Here is a 17,779-nt window from a genome sequence, read left to right as displayed (position 1 = left end):
CGAAAAGGGGCAATCCTTTCGTCCGGCCTTTTGTGTGGGTATGGGTTTTATACATTCATTAGCGACTCCCGACGGCGCATTTTACCGGCCGGAATTCCGAACATCATCTTGAACCGGCGGCAGAAATACGCCGTGTCTTTGTAACCGACTTCGGCACCGATGGCCCGGATGCTTTTCTTCGACGTCCGGAGCAGCCCGACAGCGGCTTCCATCTGCTGGTATTCGATGTAATCCTGCGGGTTGATACCCGTCAGCATTTTGAAATACTGCCCGACGTAATCTTCCGACACGTTCGCGACGTTCGCCAGCACTTTGTTCGACAAATCACCGCCGAGGTTATCTTTGATGTAGGCAAAAATATCGATCAGACGCGGATCCTTGAAGTACGTGCTGTTGGTCACCAGCTGCTCAACGAACAGGCGGTTTTTCAAGATGTACCGAATGACCTCGATCACGATTTCTTCGGTTTTGATCTTGATAATCCGACCTTTACCGGCGGTATCCAGCATTTCTTCGGCCAGAATCTGGTTGATCGTCTGCACCAGCGAATCTTCCCGCTTGATGATAAACGGCGGAACATCCAGCGAGTTGAAGAAGTTTACCGAGTCGAACACCTTCGCTTCAAACGACACATACCCGAAGGAGTTCGGCATGTTGGCGATTTTCTGCGGATCGCGGTTGGCTTCAAAATACAATTCCCGGTGAATCATAAATTCTTCATTCGAGACGGTTTTCGGTTGCGACGCGTCGCCGTAGGTGACGGTGATGTGCTTACCACCCGGAATAAATAACATATCACCGGTTTCCACCTTTACTTTTTCTTCGCCGAACGATACTTCACCGTTGTAGAGAACGGTCAATGTATTTTCAACATCGTAATAGTTTTTGATGGTTATGGGCTGTAAAATACGGATGTTTCGGGCCTTGATGAACTTCACACCCAGCGATTCGATAATTTTATTATAGTCTTCCATAGGGGGAAAGTGATGTATCTACATTGATCATATTGCAAAGTTGCACAAAACTAATAAATTGTACAAATCTAATACAACATTCGTTCTTGCGAAAAGATAAAAAAAATAGCGCGATACCAATAAAGTAGCGCGCCTGTTTTTTAAAAAAATTGTGCTAACGGTAAAATAGTTCTATTTGAGCAGCTCCCGGGCGATTACTAATTTTTGGATTTCGGACGTACCCTCGTAAATCTGCGTAATCTTGGCGTCCCGCATAAACCGCTCGACGTGATACTCTTTGACGTAGCCATAGCCGCCGTGAATCTGAACGGCTTCCGTCGCAGCCCACATCGCAACCTCCGATGCAAATAATTTGGCCATCGCGGCCGCCTGCACGTAATCCTTGTGTTCGTCTTTCAGTCGGGCGGCTTTGTAAACCAGCAATCGGGCAGCTTCAATTTTTGTCACCATTTCGGCCAGCTTGAACTGAATTGCCTGGTGATCAAAGATTTTTTTACCGAACGACTGCCGCTCCTGAGCATATTTCAACGCCAGTTCGTAGGCCCCGGCCGCAATGCCCAGCGCCTGGGCGGCAATTCCGATCCGGCCACCGTTCAGCGTTGACATCGCAAATTTGAAGCCAAAACCGTCGTCGCCGATGCGGTTTTCTTTCGGGACTTTTACGTCGGTAAACATCAGCGAATGCGTGTCCGACGCTCGAATGCCCATTTTATCCTCTTTTTTTCCGACTACAAAACCGTCCTGCCCTTTTTCAACAATCAGGCAATTGATGCCCCGGTGTTGTTTCTCGGCGTGGGTTTGCGCCATCACGAGGTAGGTGCTCGCCGATCCGCCGTTCGTAATCCAGTTTTTGGTGCCGTTCAGCAAATAATAATCGCCGTGGTCGATGGCCGAGGTGTGTTGCGAAGTCGCATCCGAACCCGCTTCCGGTTCCGATAAACAAAACGCTCCGATGACCTCGCCGGTCGCCAGTCTGGTCAGGTATTTCTGTTTTTGTTCTTCCGTACCAAAGGCTTCCAGGCCCCAGCAAACCAGCGAGTTATTGACCGACATGACGACGGAGCACGAGGCATCAACTTTGGAAATCTCCTCCATCGCGATCACGTACGAAACCGTATCCATGCCGCCCCCGCCGTAGTCGGGTGATACCATCATACCCAGAAAACCGAGTTCGCCCATACGCCGAACCTGCTCAGTCGGAAATTTGGCCGCATTGTCACGTTCGATAACACCGGGCAACAGTTCGGTCTGTGCAAAATCCCGCGCGGCTTCCTGCACGGCCTGGTGTTCTTCGGTCAGGTTAAAATTCAGACCGGATAATTCAAGTGTGGAAGTTGACATGTCGTCGTGAAGTGTTTTGAATTCGTACTGAATATGTTAACGGAATTTGTCATTGTCACCCCTAAATCCCCACTCCGGCGGCCCGGTTAAAGGACGGTCGGCCGCTGCCGGACTTTCAAATCCGGAGTATTTCCTTCCAAGTCCCTTCTGGGAATTTAGGGGTGACAGCCTTCAGGGCGTAATCACCAGCTTTCCCATCACCTGCCGGTGCATCATTTCGGTCAGGGCCTGGGGCACTTTTTCGAGCGGATATTCCGCCTGAATGTGCGGTTTCATCTCGCCCTTCTGATAGAACGTCAAGAGCGCCTGAACATTTTTAAAATTATCTTTTGGTTGTTTTTCGGCAAATGCCCCCCAGAAAACCCCAACCACCGAACAACCCTTCAGCAGCGGCAAATTCAGCGGAATGCTCGGAATCGATCCGGCCGCAAAACCGACCACCAGATACCGCCCCCGCCAGCTAATCGAACGCAGAGCCGCTTCGCTCAGGTCGCCACCGACCGGGTCATAAATAACATCGACACCGGAGCCGCCGGTTATTTCCCTAATCCGTTCGCGGAGGTCTTCGCGGCTGTAATTAATGGTTTCGCCCGCGCCGGTTTGTTGGCAGAGTGCCAGTTTTTCGTCGGTCGAAGCAGCCGCAACGACCTTTGCGCCCATGATTCTCCCTAATTCAACAGCGGCTAATCCAACACCGCCAGCGGCTCCCAATACCAGCAACGTTTCGCCGGGTTGCAGATTGGCACGGTCTTTCAGCGCGTGGTACGAGGTGCCGTAGGTGTACATGAGCGATGCCGCCGTCACGGAATCCATGCCGTCTGGAATCGGAAAAGTCTTGGAACCGTCGGCCAGCACTTCCTCGGCAAAACCGCCCCAGCCCGTCAGCGCAAAAACCGCATCGCCCGGTTTTAGGTGCGTAATGCCTTCACCGACCTCTTTCACCACCCCGGCGACTTCGCCACCGGGTGAAAACGGAAATGGCGGTTTGAACTGGTATTTGCCCTGAATCATCAGCGTGTCGGGGAAATTGACTCCGCAGGCTTTCACCTGAATCACCAGCTTGCCCTTCGTGGCTTTCGGCGATTCGGTTTCTTCCACGGTCAGGGTTTCGGGCGGGCCATACTGGCGGCAGAGAACGGCTTTCATGGGTTACCTCATTTTGTTGTGTTCAATGGATTTCGTGCCTTTCCGGGCCAGCGCCTGCACGCCCGTCAGCAATTCGGCAAAGCGCGGGTCCTGCGTCAGCCCTTTTTGATAACGGCTGTAAATTTGCTGAATCACAACCGAATTCTTGAACAAACCAAATATATAGTAGTATAAAATAGCTGACAAATCGCGACCGCTGCGTTCGGCGTACCGATCGGCAAACTCCTGTCGGGTCAGATTGCCGGGCAGCCAGGTCAGATTGAACGACTTTTCGAACACGCCGTCGGCGACTTCGGCCCAATAGGAGAGCACGGTTCCGACGTCCATCATAGGATCGCCCACGGTACACATTTCCCAATCCAAAACCGCCCGAATGTCGGTCAGGTCGGCCGGATTCAGCACTACATTGTCGTATTTATAGTCATTATGGAGCAGGGTCGGTGGATTTTCGGGCGGCAAATGTTCCGTCAGCCAACGGGCCAGTGTGTCCATGTCGGGTAAATCGTCGGTTTGGGCATTCAGGTAACGCCGGTGCCAGCCCTCCACCTGCCGACGCACGTAACCTTCCGGTTTTCCCAATTGAACCAGACCGGTTTTCTGAATGTCGATGTCGTGGAGCTGCACTAGATTATCGACCAATGACTCCGATATCCGACGCATCGTTTCCGCCGAAATCGCCATTTTGGGAGCCGTATGCGCCCGCAGAATGACGCCCGCGACCCGCTTCATGACGTAAAACGGGCAACCCAGTACGGTTTCATCGTCACAGAAAATCACCGGCTCCGGAATTTTCGGGTAACCCGCCGATCGGAGCAACGACAAAACCCGAAATTCCCGCCCCATATCGTGTCCGCCTTTGATAGTGGCACCAAACGGCGGTCGGCGGAGCACAAACTCCTGCGTTCCCGCGTCGGTTTTGAGCAAATACGTCAGATTGGAATAGCCTCCGGGAAACTGCCTGCATTCCGTGATGTTTCCAAAACCGGGAACGGCATCGTTCAAAAACGGATTCAAAACCGCCAGATCCAGCTCTTCGCCAGGGCGGACTGTGGTGGCGGAATCGGGTTTCAGCTCAGCCATTTTTCTTTTTTACGTCCAAACCGTAGTTTTTCAAAATACTTCGGGCCAAAGCGGATTTATGCACTTCGTCGGCGCCGTCGTAAATCCGCGCACCCCGTTCGTGCCGGTAATACCAGGCCAGCAGCAGGTCGTCGGTAATGCCCATCGCACCAAACGTCTGAATGGCGCGATCCACGACTTTCAGCATGACGTTGGCCACGAAAAATTTGATGGCCGAGATTTCGTTGCGCACGCTGGCGGCTCCAAACCGGTCGATGTTGTGGGCGGTTCGCAAGACCATCAGCCGGGCTGCATCGATTTCGGCGCGGCTTTCGGCAATAAATCCCTGAATAAACTGCTTTTCGCCCAGCCGCACGCCCGGTTCGATTTCGCGTGCGACCGCCCGGCGACACATCAGGTCAAAGCTGCGTTCGCTGATGCCGATCCAGCGCATGCAGTGGTGAATCCGGCCCGGCCCCAGCCGTTCCTGCGCCAGCGTAAAACCAAGCCCTTCGCCCCCAATCAGATTAGAAACCGGTACCCGCACGTTGTCGTAAACCACTTCCGAATGACTGCCCCAGTGGTCGCCGGAATCGCCCATGATGGAGATGTTGCGGACCAGACGAAAACCGGGCGTGTCGGTTGGCACCAGAATCATGCTGGCCCGGCGGTGGGGCGCGGCATCGGGATTGGTGACGGCCATAACAATGGCAAATGCCGCGCCATCGGCGGAAGATGTAAACCACTTATGACCGTTGATAACGTATTCGTTTCCTTCGCGAGCAGCGATGGTTCCCAGTTGCGTGGGATTCGAACCTGCAAATTCGGGCTCGGTCATCGAAAAACAGGAACGAATCCGACCGGTTTTGAGGGCTTCCAGAAACCGCTCTTTGAGTTCGTCCGACGCGTGTTTGTGTAGCAACTCCATGTTCCCAATATCGGGAGCCTGGCAATTAAAGGTGTAATGACCAAACGGACTGGTCGCCAGCACTTCGCTGATTTGCCCGAATTCGCACAAGGTCAGGCCCAAACCGCCTTCGTCGGTACCGAATTGCAGTCCCCACAACCCAAGTTTTTTCACCAATTCCCGTTTTTGATCCAGCATGTTGGCTACGTTGGAAAAAGGGCCGGTGAGGTAATCGGCGGTTTCGAGCGGAATGAGTTCGGTTTCAATAAAATCCCGGATGCGGGGAATCAGGGGGCGGGTGCGGTCGGTCGCGAAAAGGTCTTCCATTTGCTTATTTATAAACGACGATTAAAACCGCCCCGGTCACCATAATGGCCGCACCGATGAGTTTCTGAACAATATTTTTCTCCTTAAAGAACTGATACCCAAACAGGACGTTCAGCAAAACCGAGGTCTGGAATAATGCCAGAACATAGCCCACCTGCATCCCGCCAAAGGCCGTGTTAGTCGAAAACTGCATCAAACCAACCGAAATGAACAGGGCTGCGTACGTTCCTTTTTGGGCGGAAAGCACCCGAATTTGTTCCTTCCAGCGACTGCGGAGCGTCAGGACGACCCAGCCGAACGAGAACAGAAAACCCAGCGCGCACCAGAGCACAAAGGTGGTCATGGGTGTCGAAAGCAGCATGGCCCGCTTGAGAAAAACCGCTTCGATGGCCGAGCAGACCAGCGCAATCAGCCGAAGCTGAATTTCCGGCTTTTTCAGAATATCAAAGGAAAACCGGCCTCCTTTCTGCCCCGACCCCAAAACGAAGTAACTCCCGGCGATGATCAGAACGACTCCGAATGCGCCCATCCAGCTCGGTATTTCGTTCAGCAAAACAATCCCGAACAGAATACTGACCACGGATTTATAAGCGTTGACCGGGCCGAGAACCGACAACTCACCGGTCCGTATCGCCTTGATCAACAACACATTACCCAATACACCAATTGAATTAAAGATGAGCACCGCCCACCAGAAATCCGCAGGCAAACCGGATAAATTCAAGTCCGGCCAGAACGTGATTGTTAATAGGGCCAAAAAACCGTAGGTTGCGGAACTGACAAATAAAGGCTCGGCGGCCCGTTGGGTGAGTTGTTTCTGGAAAACGTTCGATAAGGGACTCGATACAATGCGGACGACGATGGCGACGGTGGTGAGGGTAAGGATAAGGACTAACATACGTGCGTAAACCGGAAAGCCGTCCGGTGCAATTCATGAAATAAGTCAAAGTTTAGTAAAAATTTTGTAGATAAGCGTTTTTCATTGTTCATAATCTTTGTTGAATAAGCTGATTTCTGGTATGCGCTTCCGGCTGTTTCTGCTCTGTCTTGTTTTCTCCCACCAACTCTGGGCTCAGAAAAAAATCGTTATCACGGTCGATGATCTGCCGGGTGTGACCAACTTTTACCGGACACCCGATGGCCGACTGATCATGAATCAAAAACTGATCCGGCATTTTCAGACGCACCGCGTTCCCGCCATCGGGTTTGTGATTTCGCAGTGGCTTTACCAGAACGGCAAAGGCGCTCCCGACCCCAATCAGGTGAATGTGCTGAAAGCCTGGCTCGATGCCGGGCTGGAACTGGGCAATCACACGTTTTCGCACAAAGACTTTACGGTTATTTCCATTCAGGACTATTTCGACGAAGTGACTGGTGGTGAAAAGATTACGAAAAAACTGGTGGAAGAACGCGGAAAACCGTTCCGGTTTTTTCGGCATCCGTACCTCCGCAAAGGCGAAACGCCCGCCAAAAAAGATTCGCTCGAGCGGTTTTTAGTGAAGCACAACTACCGCGAAGCGCCGGTGACGGTCGATAATTACGATTTTCTGTTTTCCCACGCCTACGATAATGCACTGCTGAAAGGCGACAGCGCGTCGGCGGTTGAGATTGGCCGACAATACCTGGATTACATGACGGCCTATGTCCGCTACTACGAAGCGCAGTCGGATTCGCTGTTTAAGCGGCAGATTCCGCAGTCGTTGCTGACGCACGCCAACACGATTAATGCGGTTTACATGGGCGACTTACTGAAACGGCTGACGCAAAGCGGGTACACATTTATCTCGCTGGAAGAAGCCCTGAAAGATCCGGCCTATCGTTCGAAAGATGGCTACATCGGCAAAGGCGGGATTTCGTGGATGCACCGCTGGGCGCTGACGCAGGGCAAAAAGGGCGGTTTTTTTAAAGGCGAACCGGAGGTTCCGGCGATGGTCACCAAATGGGCCGAAAATCCGTAGAGACGCGATTAATCGCGTCTCTACCCGTCGTCAACCGGCCGTTAACCCGCCATCCATCTGAATCGCCTGGCCCGTGCAAAACGCGTTTTCGTCCGAACACAACCACAAAATGGCCTGGGCAATCTCTTCCGGCTGGCCAAACCGCCCAATCGGAATCGCCCGGCGCAGGCGGTTTTCCATATCGGGTGAACTATTGATCAATTCGTCGACCATCGCCGAATGCGTATAAACCGGGCAAACCGCATTGACGCGAATGTTATGCCGGACGTATTCCAGTGCTGCAGTTTTGGTCAGGCCAATTACGCCGTGTTTAGCCGCCGTATAGGGCGCGGCTTTCACCAGTCCCCGAACACCCGCAATCGATGAGAGGTTGACGATTTTGCCCCCACCCTGCACCAGCATCTGCCGGATTTCGGACTGCATGCAGTAAAAAACACCGCTCAGGTTGACGGCCAGCATCCGGTTCCAGTCGTCGAACGTCTGATCGACCAGCCGGGCGTATTTGCCACCAATTCCGGCGTTGTTAATGCCAATGTCCAGCCGCCCAAACTGCTCGATGGTATACTTCACCGCCTTTTCAACATCGTCCGGATTGGCTACATCGCAGGCAATAAACCGGGCTTCGCGGCCCAACTGAAGGATTTCGGCAACGGTTTGCTGCCCGTTCGTTTCGTTGACATCGGCCACTACGACCTGCGCTCCGGCCTGCGCGAAAGCCAGAGCCGTCGCCCGCCCGATGCCGGAACCCGCTCCGGTGATGAAGGTAACCTGATTGGAAAAGTCGGCCATGAGGGAAGGATTTAGGTAAAAGCGAATCAATTCAGTATCCATAAGTTCCATTTCACCCTAACTTACTGACTTTGCGACCCGAACGGTTTTGGTTTGCTGGCGGCTTTCCACCAACTTTGGTCCACCATGCGTAACCTGATCCGCTACCTCCGCGAGCACCTGAAAGCCGACTTTCGCGCCGATTTATACGGTTTTGCCGCCCTGTTTCTGGCGGTTTGCCTCAGCATCAATTATTACCTGGATTTCGAAGACAGTTACATCGATGCGTATCGGGGCCAAAACATCCGGATTCTTTTCTACTTTTTGCTGTACGCCTTTGCTTACTATTCCGGCGTGTTTTTGTGGACGCGGTTTCACCAGCGCATGGACATCTGGCAACGGCGCGATTTCTGGGTTTATAGCCTGTCGGGGTTGGCGATTTTCAGTTGGTATGCCGGTTTTTACGGATTTAACGAATGGAGTTATGCGGTTTTCGATGGGCAGATTTATCAGTTTGCGTTCTATTGCCTGCGGAATTTGCAATCGCTGCTGACAGTTATTCTGCCCTTATTGCTTTTTTACCGGTTCATCGAAAAGGAACCGAACGGTTTTTACGGCATGCGGCCGAAGTGGAAAGGGCTGCGAATCTATTTCATTCTGCTGCTGTGCATGTTGCCGCTGATCACCTACGCATCCTTCCAGCCGTCGTTTCTGGAGTCATACCCAACCTACAAAGACACCAATGCCAACGAGTTTTTCAACGTCCCGGAATGGGTAACGGCGCTGATTTATGAATTGTCGTACGGTTGGGATTTTGTGCCCACGGAGTTGATGTTTCGCGGTTTTCTGGTCATCGGCATGGCGCGGATTCTGGGCCGGGGAGCGGTTTTCCCGATGGTGATTACCTACTGCTTCATTCACTTCGGGAAACCGGCAGGTGAAGCGATCAGTTCGATTTTCGGGGGCTACATTCTGGGCGTCATCGCGCTCCAGACCCGGAGCATCTGGGGCGGGGTCATCATTCACCTCGGTGTGGCCTGGCTAATGGAACTGACGGCGTTTTTGCAGCTGGGATTGGGAAAATAGCGGTACACAATCGTTCAGAAATAATAACTATATTTATAGTTATTATCCGCAAATTTGGTGATGTTTGCTAAAATTCGCCGGTGCTGATTTCTGGATAATGGCGTCTTAAACTGCTGAATCAATGAAAACCGCTCTTCTCGTATGCCTGTTATTCATATCGTTACCGGTTTTTTGCCAGGAAAAACTGGTGGACGTAAACGGACATCAGTTCCATGTTTACGTGAAAGGGTTTGAAAATCGAAAACCGAATGATCCGGTGCTCATTTTTGAAAACGGGCTGGGAATGGGCTTGGGTAACTGGAATACGGTGATCGATGAATTAGCGAAAACCACCCCGGTTTTTGCCTACGACCGGGCTGGGGTCGAAAAATCGGAGAAGGTCTATCAAACGCCAACGGTTCAGGTGGTGGCCGAAAATCTGAAAGCCATCCTGAAAACGTTGAAAATTTCACCGCCATACATTCTGGTGGGGCATTCGATGGGCGGGATTTATACGCGCGGTTTTGCCGGTTTTTACCCCGACGACATGGCCGGTTTGGTTTTTATCGATCCCGCCGATTTTACGGAAACCAAAGACGACTGGAATGCCATTTTCCGACGGATTGGCGTTCCCGAAAAGAAGATCGACGAAATGCTGTACGACCGGCTGTATAAAACCGTACCGGTCGATTCGGCCCGTTTTGGTCCCTCGAGCGAACTGCGATACCTGACGGCGTTGCGACGCACCGACTTTGCCGAAATCACGCGCTTACCGGTTCCCAACGTCCCGATTTATTTCTTTATCGGCGGTAAGTTTGAAGTTCCTGCCGACCGCAGAAGCAGCGATTATAATCACGATGCGTTTTTCGAAGTACGGACGAACGTCAATATCGAACGCTGGAAAAAGTTTATCTATTTGTCCAGTAAAGGGGGTGCCCTGATCTATCTGTCAAACAGTGGGCACTATTTGCACCGGGACGATGCGGATTTTGTCATCGGTACGCTAAAAATGATGCTAAAACGTAGTGAGTAGCTTTCAATCACTTAAACACCGGTTTTCTCCGTAAAAAAACAAAACCGGCTTCTTCGCGGATGATCTCCAGATTCGGGTTGTAGCGGTATTGATCGAGGTTGAAATTCCGGGTGACGAAAAAAGCCGGTTTGTCGACCGGACCGTTGATGAGCCAGTCTTCGTTGTAGCTGTTCGGATTGGTCGGCGGTGGTTTTCGAAAATAAAACAGGTGGGCGTAACTCTTGTAACCGATCGGCTCGATGTAAATGTCCTGGCCCTGTTTCGCTTCGTAAAAATCGATGACCGCACCCTGCGTGTAGCGTTCAATTTTGGGGATGATCGCCGGTAAAACAAACCACAGTAAAACCGGTGTAGCCAGAAACAAGGTTACCATACTCCCGACGGGGCGGTTTTTCCGAACTACCAACAGTGCCAGAATCACCAGGCCGTAAGCCGTTCCGATGGCCCATTCCCAGCCCTGCCACTCGACGGGCGCGCTCAGGTTGGCGACGGCAAACGGGTCTTTGATGTAGGGCGTCAGTTCAGCGGCATGCATGCCGACCAGCGGCAACGCGGTAATGAGCAACCCCAAAACGCCCCCAATGATACCAATCCCGACGGTCAGCCAGCGGTTCCATTTCAACGGGCCGTTCAGATAACTGTACAAAACCGTCGCGGCCAGGTACGAAACCGGAAACCACGCCATCGACGAATAATGAACAATTTTGGTTTTGACGATCGAAAACAGAATCATTACTACCCAGAACAGAATGACCATCCAGCGCCGAAACGAAACCGCATTTGACGTTGAGTTGTCGGTTGTTCCCGCAAAAAAACCGCGAATCGCCAGCAACGACATCGGAAAACAGCCCAGCAGAACCACCACAAAATGGTAATAAAACGGTTGCTGGTGGCCCGCATCGGGCGTCGAGAACAGGCGAATCTGGTAGCGGAAAAATTCTTCGAAAAACCAGAAACCGTTCTTGATTAACTCCAGACCGAACCAGACCGACGCAACCGCCAGCGCGCAGCCGAAAAACAGCAAACCGTTCCGGAAACTTAGCATCGGGCGAAACTGCTGAAAACCCCAGTAAACGAGAAACGTCAGGCCGAGCAGCAGACCGCCGACCGGCCCCTTGGTCAAAACCGCCAGCCCAACGAACAGGCCCGAAAAAACCGCCTGCCGGGTTGCGCCGGAGGTACCGTAAGCCGAAACCGCCCGTGCCATGAACCAGACACTCAGGAAGATAAACAGGTTAAATGTTGGGTCAATGATGCCGGATTTGAAATAAAGATGGGGCGTTAAGGAACCGAAATACGCCAGCGCCCACAAAAGCCCGAAGCGTTCGTCGACGGCTTTTTTACCGATCGAATACAACACCAGCAGCGTGGCAATGCCGACGACGGCGTTGGGAAACCGGGCGGCAAATTCGCCAATGCCGAACAGCTTCATCGACAGCACCTGAAGCCAGAAAAACAGGGGCGGTTTTTCCCAAAATGGCTGAAAGTTGATCTGAACCCGCGTGTAATTGCCCGTCACGATCATTTCCCGCGCCGACTCGGCGAAGTTGATTTCGTCCCAGTCGAAGAGGTGAACGCGGCCCAGAAACGGGAAATAAAACAACGCTCCGGCCAGAACAATCAACAGAGGAATAAAGCGCGACGGGATTCGGGGCATGGCGTTGGGGTTGATGGCACAAAAGTACGCAAACTACCCAATCCGTAGTACGGCAGCGTGTATCTTTGCCGGATCATCTAAAACTCTGTCGATGGCAACACCCATTCGCATTGGCGTTATTAATGTTTCGGACCGGGCCAGCGCGGGCATTTACGAAGACATTCCCGGCAAGGCCGTGGTGAATTTATTGACCAGCTACCTGAGCTGCGACTGGGAACCGATTTACCGCGTCATTCCCGACGAACAACCGCAACTGGAAGCGACACTCATCGAACTGGCCGATGTGGAAGGCTGCTGTCTGGTGGTGACAACGGGCGGAACCGGCCCGGCCCGGCGCGACGTGACCCCCGAAGCCACCGAAGCGGTTTGCCAGAAAATGCTACCCGGTTTTGGTGAACTGATGCGGCAGGAAAGCCTGAAATACGTGCCAACGGCCATTTTATCCCGCCAGACCGCCGGAATTCGGAATCAGACGCTGATTCTGAACCTGCCCGGAAAACCAACGGCCATCGGGCAATGCCTGTCGGTGGTTTTTCCGGCCATTCCGTATTGCATTGATCTGATTGGTGGGCCGTATCTGACGACGCACGAAGAAGTGATGACGATTTTTCGGCCCAAATCAAGCTGATTTACAGCTTATTATTACGACCGTCGAGTTGCCCCTCGATCCAGTCCATACCCCGGCTTAATAAGGCCTGCGTGAAACGGACGCGATTATCGAAGTCATCGCTGGTAGTTTCGCCGTCTTTCATGAACTCGCGGATAAGCCGGACGTTTTCGTTGACCTGGAGATTGGTCACGATTTCGTCGCTGGCGGTGCGGTATTCGGCAAACGCGGGCAGATCGATGTCGAAATGCTGGTAGAACAAATGCCCGCGGGCCGTCCGAACGGCGCACAGAATGCCGCTGCTCCGGCTGGTGGAGGGCGACAGGCTTCCTTCCAGACCACGTTTCATGACAATAACCGCGTCAAAACCGGCCATGAGCGCCAGTTCGGCCATTTTCATCTGGAAAGGAACCTGAAAAACCGGCGTCACCAGAACGCGGGCGCTGCAGGGATTCATGATTTTTTCGAGCGTCGCCAGGAACGGCCGGTTGATGATGACGCGCCGACGGTCGACCCAGCGGTTCAGCGCGGGCGAAAGCGCTTTCTGGTCGAGTACCCAACCGAAAGGCTCCGGGGGCGTGTTGATTTCGTGATTGCTCTGCAACATCTGGCAACCCAGATACAGGTACAGATCGTGGGCGTTGAGGGTGTATTTCGGCCCGGGCGTCCGGCCCACGACCGACAGCGAACCATAGCCGCGTTGCTCGAAAAAATGGGCCAGTAAAGGCGTAATCAGGTACGTATGCTCCACACCGTCGAAGGGTTCGGCCAGCTGAACCAGCGGCCGGTCAACGCAGCTCAGTTGCCGAAAACCGGGCGTGATGGTTTCCATCGCGGCATTGTAGAATCCTTTGTATTCGTCGTTGGATTCGATTCGGATTCGTAAGATGCTGGTGGCCATGCCTTTGAACGTCTCACAATCGTCTTCCAAAAACAGAAAGTTACCCAGCTGATGTGCTTCGCTGGGGCGCAGGTTGTGACCTTTCAGGAGTTTGGTGGCAATGGGAAACAGATTTGTCGGTAAATCCGGACATACTTTATTGATAAAAAACGCAGGGTTCAAAAAAGCGCCTTTTCCGAAAACCACTTCCAGTGGTTGCTCCTCCGGCACGGGACCTTTGGCCAGTAAAGCCCCTAAAAATGCCCCTTTCTGCAACGGATCGGCATGGCCCGACAGCAATACCTGTTTGCACTCTTCCAGCAAAGCGGGCGACAGGGGTCGGCGGCCCTGCTTCCCAAAACCGATGTGTTGAATACCCCGACCTAAGGCCGTTGCGGTCGGATCAGCGATGGGTTGCGGTTGCGACATAATGAATGGGAACCTTGGAATTTACCATCAAATTACAAAAAGAGATAGGCTTTGTTGATAAGTACGATTTATTTTATGCTGCTTTTTTGATAAATACCAAATAATTATTGATATAAACCCATTTTTGCAACCTATTTTTTGGGCAATATACAATTTTACCAAATAGCGTGTATGGCTTTGCAGCACATTCAGGAAAACCGCTCAGACAGGCCTATACGTGAAAGGAAAGCCAACAGCCAATTTACCGATCTGATGTAATTATTTTAAGAATCTTTTGGATGATAATCTCGGAAACCTAAAACCGCAGACGCCGGTTGTGCCAGTCTTTCGGGTTTCGGTCCCAATAGCGGCTGAAAAGCAGAAAAACCACAACGGACGAAACCGTACCGATGATGGAGCCGACGTAAATATCTTCGACAAAATGCTGGAAAAGATACACGCGCGAATAGGCCGTAACGACGGCCAGCAGTGCCCAGAACCAGCCCCGGTTTTTGCGTTCGTCCAGCAATGCCAGCAGGCTGAAAACCGCAAAGGCCGTCGTGGAATGGCCGGACGGGAAACTATTGTAACTGTGAATATCCAGTCCGTCAATGATGCGGTATTGCCACTCGGAATGTTCAAAGTATTTCAGAGGCCGCAGCGAACCGGTAAAAACCACTTCTTTCAGTACGCGGACAATCAGGGTCGATAACAGAAACGCAGCTACGCCCATCAGCGCAGCCCGGAACGAACGGAACAGCAGCACAACGATGACAATCACCGCAAAGGCACCGTCGCCCAGGTTGGTCACATACTGAAAAAACAGGTCGCCGGTCGGCCAGTTGTGCGCATTTACCCACTGCATCAGTTCGGTTTTGGTATAGAGCAGCATTAGTACCCCAACCAGTATAAAGAAAAAAAGATAGACTATAAAAAAGGAACGATTCTTGGTCAGGACTTCCATATATAGGGGGCATGAAGGCGCAGAAATAAAGAATATTGCGTAAAAAAAAGGAATAAGCCGGTATATTGATACGGTTTTTATGAATCTGTCCACAATGAGGTCAATTTCATCGCCCGGTTTTTTACCGGTGCTGCCTGCCACTGTCGCTTATCGGCGCATTGGCTGGCTGTTCACCATTGCCTGGGGCGCGTTTATTATTTTCCGACGGTTGTTGCGCGAAGGCATGTGGTCCGACGGACTCATCTACGCATCCATTGCCCGCAACATGGCCATTGGAAAAGGCTCATTCTGGTCACCGGTTTTTGCCCATTCGTTCTATTTACCCTACAATCAGACGGAGGTGTTCTACGAACATCCGCCCCTGCAGTTCTACCTCCAGTCCTGGTTTTTCCGGTTTTTGGGCGACAGTTATGCAACCGAACGCATCTATTGTTTTGTCGTCATTCTCCTGATTATCACCCTGATGGTTCAGTTATGGTGGCGAATGGTTCCGGCCGATCACCCGCTGCACCGGTTTGAATGGCTACCGGTTTTGATTTTGTTTACCTGCCGGCTTACGGAGTGGACGTACGCCCAGAATTACCTGGATGCAACGATGAGCCTGTTCTGTTTGCTGACTGTCAACTATACGATTGCGGGTTGGCAAACCCCCAAACGGTCGTTGTTGAAGGCTTCCGGAGCGGTTTTGGCGCTGTTTGCGGCTTTTCTAACCAAAGGGCCGGTTGCCCTGCACGTGCTGGCGGTTCCGGGTCTGCTCGGTCTGGCGTATTACTGGCCGGTAAAAATAGGTCCGGCCTTTCGGTGGACCTTCCTGCTGGTCGGCGGTTTTGGTTTGCTCCTAACGCTGGTGCTGTTGTATGATCCCGCCCGGCTGTTCCTACAAAGCTATTTTAATCAGCAGGTGTTGGCAGCATTGAGCAACAAGCGCGAAGTAATCCCCACGACAGCCGGTTTCTTCGGGCGGGCTTTTATCCTGAAAATAGTAGTCATCAACAGCGCTCCCGCCCTGGTTTTAATGGGTATTTTATGGGTTCTAAACCGGTTTGGGTTCAAGACCAAAGCGTCCGTTAGCCCGCTTTCGGGCATGATCCGGTTTTATGCAGCCTTGTGTCTGACCAGTACCCTGCCCATCATGGCCACCACCAAACAGTTCGATTACTACGTCGTACCGGCTCTCCCCTATCTGTCGTTGGGATTAGCCGCCTGGATTGGGCCCCAACTCCTGACCGCGATTCAGGCGATGAAACTGAGTCTGCGCAGGTTGCGGGTGATAAGGACGGTTGGCGGTCTGGCGTGCGTCACCACGGTTTTGTACGGCATCGCAATTGCCGGAACTCCCTACCACAGCTATCGGGCTATTTTATCGGATGTGACCAAAATCGGATCGATTGTCTCCCCCGGCTTGCAGCTCGGCGTTTGTCCGGAAATCATGGCCGATCCGTTGCTACACGGCTACATGCAGCGCTATCACCAACTGGAGCTGACCACTCTGAACACAAAACCGGTTTTTTTCCTGACCAATGAGCGATGCGAACCTTCCCGGCAGTTGGCCCAATCCGGCTATCAGCCGATGGCGGTTCCGTTAAAGAGGTACTCCCTCTACCGGCGCTCAACGCCGGTTAGCCCAACAAAACGGCAGTAAATTGAACACTAATCTTTTAGGATTCAGAAATAGTTCGTAACTTTGCGGACTATTTTGAGAAGAGCGTGAAGGAGTTGCAAAAATACACCATCTCCATCAGCAGTCTGGAAGACAAATCGTACGAGTTCCATTTTGAATCGGGCGATGCATTTTTCGAGGCTCTGGACCAGGATTTGATTCAGCGCGGATCATTCAAAACCCATTTGGTTCTGACCAAATCGTCATCGATGATTCAACTGAATTTCCATATTCTGGGTTCGGTGGAACTCGTCTGCGACCGTAGTCTGGATGCCTTTGACGAACCGATCGACATTGAAGAACAGTTGTTTCTGAAATATTCGGACCACGTCGAGGAGCTGACCGACGAAATCGAACTGATTCTGTGGGATACGCAGCAAATTAACATTGCGCGTTACCTATTCGATTTTATCGCGCTGTCGTTGCCGATGAAAAAATTACATCCCCGCTTTCGTCAGGAAGAAACCGACGAAGACGAGGAACTGGAGGGCAAGGTTGTGTATCGGTCGGAGCCACTGGGGCCGGATGACGAAACCGCCGAACCGCCGGTTGACCCCCGCTGGGAAGCATTACGAAAACTGAATAATAATTAATATCCTTTGTTATCACTCCAGCGCCGTTCCGGTTGTGGGAGAATGGCAAGCTAGACTGACAATTGACAAGATACAATTATGGCACATCCCAAACGCAGACATTCAAGCACCCGGCGGGACAAGCGTAGAACGCACGACAAACTGACCGCCAAGGCATTGTCCTTTGATGCGACAACGGGTGAAATTCACGTTCGTCACAAAGCGCACGTATTCGAAGGCAACCTGTATTACAAAGGCAAAGTGGTTATTGAAAATTACGCACCGACAGCCTGACATTTTAGCCCCCAACCCCACGCAAGGGCTTTTTTCAGATGATCGAAAACCTCTTTCGGGCGGTTGGGGGTAAGAAGTATTTCACAGGAATCTGACCGGATGAACGTGAAATACTTTTTTATTGCCGGGCAACTAGTATTTTTACACTTCGTTTACCAA

17 protein-coding genes are annotated in these 17,779 nt (G+C 52.1%); 7 read left to right on the top strand and 10 right to left on the bottom strand.

The annotated features are described in order from the left end of the window. Window positions 1-47 precede the first annotated feature (47 nt). From EHT25_RS27980 to EHT25_RS27955, 6 genes are all read right to left on the bottom strand, one after another. Window positions 48-974 (bottom strand): AraC family transcriptional regulator, encoded by a 927-nt coding sequence (locus EHT25_RS27980; RefSeq protein ID WP_124878713.1) that lies wholly within the window; start codon window positions 972-974, stop codon window positions 48-50. 171 nt (window positions 975-1,145) lie between these two features. Beyond that, on the bottom strand, window positions 1,146-2,285 hold the full coding sequence (locus EHT25_RS27975) for an acyl-CoA dehydrogenase (protein WP_185731538.1): 1,140 nt from the start codon (window positions 2,283-2,285) through the stop codon (window positions 1,146-1,148). 201 nt (window positions 2,286-2,486) lie between these two features. Then, on the bottom strand, window positions 2,487-3,461 hold the full coding sequence (locus EHT25_RS27970) for an NADPH:quinone oxidoreductase family protein (protein ID WP_124878709.1): 975 nt from the start codon (window positions 3,459-3,461) through the stop codon (window positions 2,487-2,489). Window positions 3,462-3,464: 3 nt separating this feature from the next. Beyond that, window positions 3,465-4,541, bottom strand: a complete 1,077-nt coding sequence (locus EHT25_RS27965; protein ID WP_124878707.1) for a phosphotransferase family protein — start codon at window positions 4,539-4,541, stop codon at window positions 3,465-3,467. After that, a complete protein-coding gene (locus EHT25_RS27960) occupies window positions 4,534-5,754 on the bottom strand; it encodes an acyl-CoA dehydrogenase family protein (protein ID WP_124878705.1) in 1,221 nt (406 codons plus the stop codon). The genes EHT25_RS27965 and EHT25_RS27960 overlap by 8 nt, the downstream gene beginning before the upstream one ends. Before the next feature lie 4 nt (window positions 5,755-5,758). Then, on the bottom strand, window positions 5,759-6,652 hold the full coding sequence (locus EHT25_RS27955) for an EamA family transporter (protein ID WP_124878703.1): 894 nt from the start codon (window positions 6,650-6,652) through the stop codon (window positions 5,759-5,761). A 121-nt stretch (window positions 6,653-6,773) separates the two neighbouring features. On the opposite strand from EHT25_RS27955, the gene EHT25_RS27950 reads away from it, so the two are divergent. Continuing rightward, window positions 6,774-7,712, top strand: a complete 939-nt coding sequence (locus EHT25_RS27950; protein ID WP_124878701.1) for a polysaccharide deacetylase family protein — start codon at window positions 6,774-6,776, stop codon at window positions 7,710-7,712. 30 nt (window positions 7,713-7,742) lie between these two features. Here the strand turns inward: EHT25_RS27950 and EHT25_RS27945 are convergent, their stop codons facing one another. After that, on the bottom strand, window positions 7,743-8,501 hold the full coding sequence (locus EHT25_RS27945; RefSeq protein WP_124878699.1) for an SDR family NAD(P)-dependent oxidoreductase: 759 nt from the start codon (window positions 8,499-8,501) through the stop codon (window positions 7,743-7,745). A 126-nt stretch (window positions 8,502-8,627) separates the two neighbouring features. On the opposite strand from EHT25_RS27945, the gene EHT25_RS27940 reads away from it, so the two are divergent. Both EHT25_RS27940 and EHT25_RS27935 read left to right on the top strand, forming a co-directional pair. Beyond that, window positions 8,628-9,566, top strand: coding sequence for a CPBP family intramembrane glutamic endopeptidase (locus EHT25_RS27940; RefSeq protein WP_124878697.1), 939 nt, complete (start codon window positions 8,628-8,630; stop codon window positions 9,564-9,566). Between the two features lie 121 nt (window positions 9,567-9,687). Then, window positions 9,688-10,578, top strand: coding sequence for an alpha/beta fold hydrolase (locus tag EHT25_RS27935; RefSeq protein WP_124878695.1), 891 nt, complete (start codon window positions 9,688-9,690; stop codon window positions 10,576-10,578). A gap of 7 nt (window positions 10,579-10,585) precedes the next feature. On the opposite strand, the gene EHT25_RS27930 is transcribed toward EHT25_RS27935, so the two are convergent. Further along, complete coding sequence (locus EHT25_RS27930; protein ID WP_124878693.1) at window positions 10,586-12,235, bottom strand: ArnT family glycosyltransferase; 1,650 nt, start codon at window positions 12,233-12,235, stop codon at window positions 10,586-10,588. Window positions 12,236-12,326: 91 nt separating this feature from the next. On the opposite strand from EHT25_RS27930, the gene mog reads away from it, so the two are divergent. Next, window positions 12,327-12,863, top strand: coding sequence for a molybdopterin adenylyltransferase (gene mog, locus EHT25_RS27925; RefSeq protein ID WP_124878691.1), 537 nt, complete (start codon window positions 12,327-12,329; stop codon window positions 12,861-12,863). A 1-nt stretch (window position 12,864) separates the two neighbouring features. Here the strand turns inward: mog and EHT25_RS27920 are convergent, their stop codons facing one another. Both EHT25_RS27920 and EHT25_RS27915 read right to left on the bottom strand, forming a co-directional pair. Beyond that, window positions 12,865-14,151 carry an anthranilate phosphoribosyltransferase gene (locus tag EHT25_RS27920; protein WP_124878689.1) on the bottom strand — a complete coding sequence of 429 codons (1,287 nt, stop codon included), beginning with the start codon at window positions 14,149-14,151 and terminating at the stop codon, window positions 12,865-12,867. A 295-nt stretch (window positions 14,152-14,446) separates the two neighbouring features. Further along, window positions 14,447-15,022, bottom strand: coding sequence for a phosphatase PAP2 family protein (locus tag EHT25_RS27915; protein ID WP_229311818.1), 576 nt, complete (start codon window positions 15,020-15,022; stop codon window positions 14,447-14,449). Between the two features lie 166 nt (window positions 15,023-15,188). On the opposite strand from EHT25_RS27915, the gene EHT25_RS27910 reads away from it, so the two are divergent. The 3 genes from EHT25_RS27910 to rpmF all read left to right on the top strand — a co-directional run bounded on the left by EHT25_RS27910 (window position 15,189) and on the right by rpmF (window position 17,620). Next, window positions 15,189-16,736, top strand: a complete 1,548-nt coding sequence (locus EHT25_RS27910) for an ArnT family glycosyltransferase (RefSeq protein WP_124878686.1) — start codon at window positions 15,189-15,191, stop codon at window positions 16,734-16,736. Between the two features lie 65 nt (window positions 16,737-16,801). Then, window positions 16,802-17,347, top strand: a complete 546-nt coding sequence (locus EHT25_RS27905; protein ID WP_124878684.1) for a YceD family protein — start codon at window positions 16,802-16,804, stop codon at window positions 17,345-17,347. 78 nt (window positions 17,348-17,425) lie between these two features. Further along, the gene (rpmF, locus tag EHT25_RS27900; RefSeq protein ID WP_038121838.1) at window positions 17,426-17,620 is read left to right on the top strand and encodes a 50S ribosomal protein L32; all 195 of its coding nucleotides are present in this window, start codon (window positions 17,426-17,428) and stop codon (window positions 17,618-17,620) included. Window positions 17,621-17,779: the final 159 nt, after the last annotated feature.

This window comes from Larkinella rosea (assembly GCF_003858635.1).
Taxonomy (GTDB): Bacteria; Bacteroidota; Bacteroidia; order Cytophagales; family Spirosomataceae; genus Larkinella; species Larkinella rosea.
This window is presented reverse-complemented; position numbering and strand designations above follow the sequence as displayed.

Excerpts from the sequence above, each read along its gene's own strand:
- EHT25_RS27980 (WP_124878713.1), bottom strand. The coding sequence starts at position 974 with ATGGAAGACTATAATAAAATTATCGAATCGCTGGGTGTGAAGTTCATC.
- EHT25_RS27970 (WP_124878709.1), bottom strand. The coding sequence starts at position 3,461 with ATGAAAGCCGTTCTCTGCCGCCAGTATGGCCCGCCCGAAACCCTGACC.
- EHT25_RS27965 (WP_124878707.1), bottom strand. The coding sequence starts at position 4,541 with ATGGCTGAGCTGAAACCCGATTCCGCCACCACAGTCCGCCCTGGCGAA.
- EHT25_RS27960 (WP_124878705.1), bottom strand. The coding sequence starts at position 5,754 with ATGGAAGACCTTTTCGCGACCGACCGCACCCGCCCCCTGATTCCCCGC.
- EHT25_RS27955 (WP_124878703.1), bottom strand. The coding sequence starts at position 6,652 with ATGTTAGTCCTTATCCTTACCCTCACCACCGTCGCCATCGTCGTCCGC.
- EHT25_RS27950 (WP_124878701.1), top strand. The coding sequence starts at position 6,774 with ATGCGCTTCCGGCTGTTTCTGCTCTGTCTTGTTTTCTCCCACCAACTC.
- EHT25_RS27945 (WP_124878699.1), bottom strand. The coding sequence starts at position 8,501 with ATGGCCGACTTTTCCAATCAGGTTACCTTCATCACCGGAGCGGGTTCC.
- EHT25_RS27940 (WP_124878697.1), top strand. The coding sequence starts at position 8,628 with ATGCGTAACCTGATCCGCTACCTCCGCGAGCACCTGAAAGCCGACTTT.
- EHT25_RS27935 (WP_124878695.1), top strand. The coding sequence starts at position 9,688 with ATGAAAACCGCTCTTCTCGTATGCCTGTTATTCATATCGTTACCGGTT.
- EHT25_RS27930 (WP_124878693.1), bottom strand. The coding sequence starts at position 12,235 with ATGCCCCGAATCCCGTCGCGCTTTATTCCTCTGTTGATTGTTCTGGCC.
- mog (WP_124878691.1), top strand. The coding sequence starts at position 12,327 with ATGGCAACACCCATTCGCATTGGCGTTATTAATGTTTCGGACCGGGCC.
- EHT25_RS27920 (WP_124878689.1), bottom strand. The coding sequence starts at position 14,151 with ATGTCGCAACCGCAACCCATCGCTGATCCGACCGCAACGGCCTTAGGT.
- EHT25_RS27915 (WP_229311818.1), bottom strand. The coding sequence starts at position 15,022 with ATGCTGCTCTATACCAAAACCGAACTGATGCAGTGGGTAAATGCGCAC.
- EHT25_RS27910 (WP_124878686.1), top strand. The coding sequence starts at position 15,189 with ATGAGGTCAATTTCATCGCCCGGTTTTTTACCGGTGCTGCCTGCCACT.
- rpmF (WP_038121838.1), top strand. The coding sequence starts at position 17,426 with ATGGCACATCCCAAACGCAGACATTCAAGCACCCGGCGGGACAAGCGT.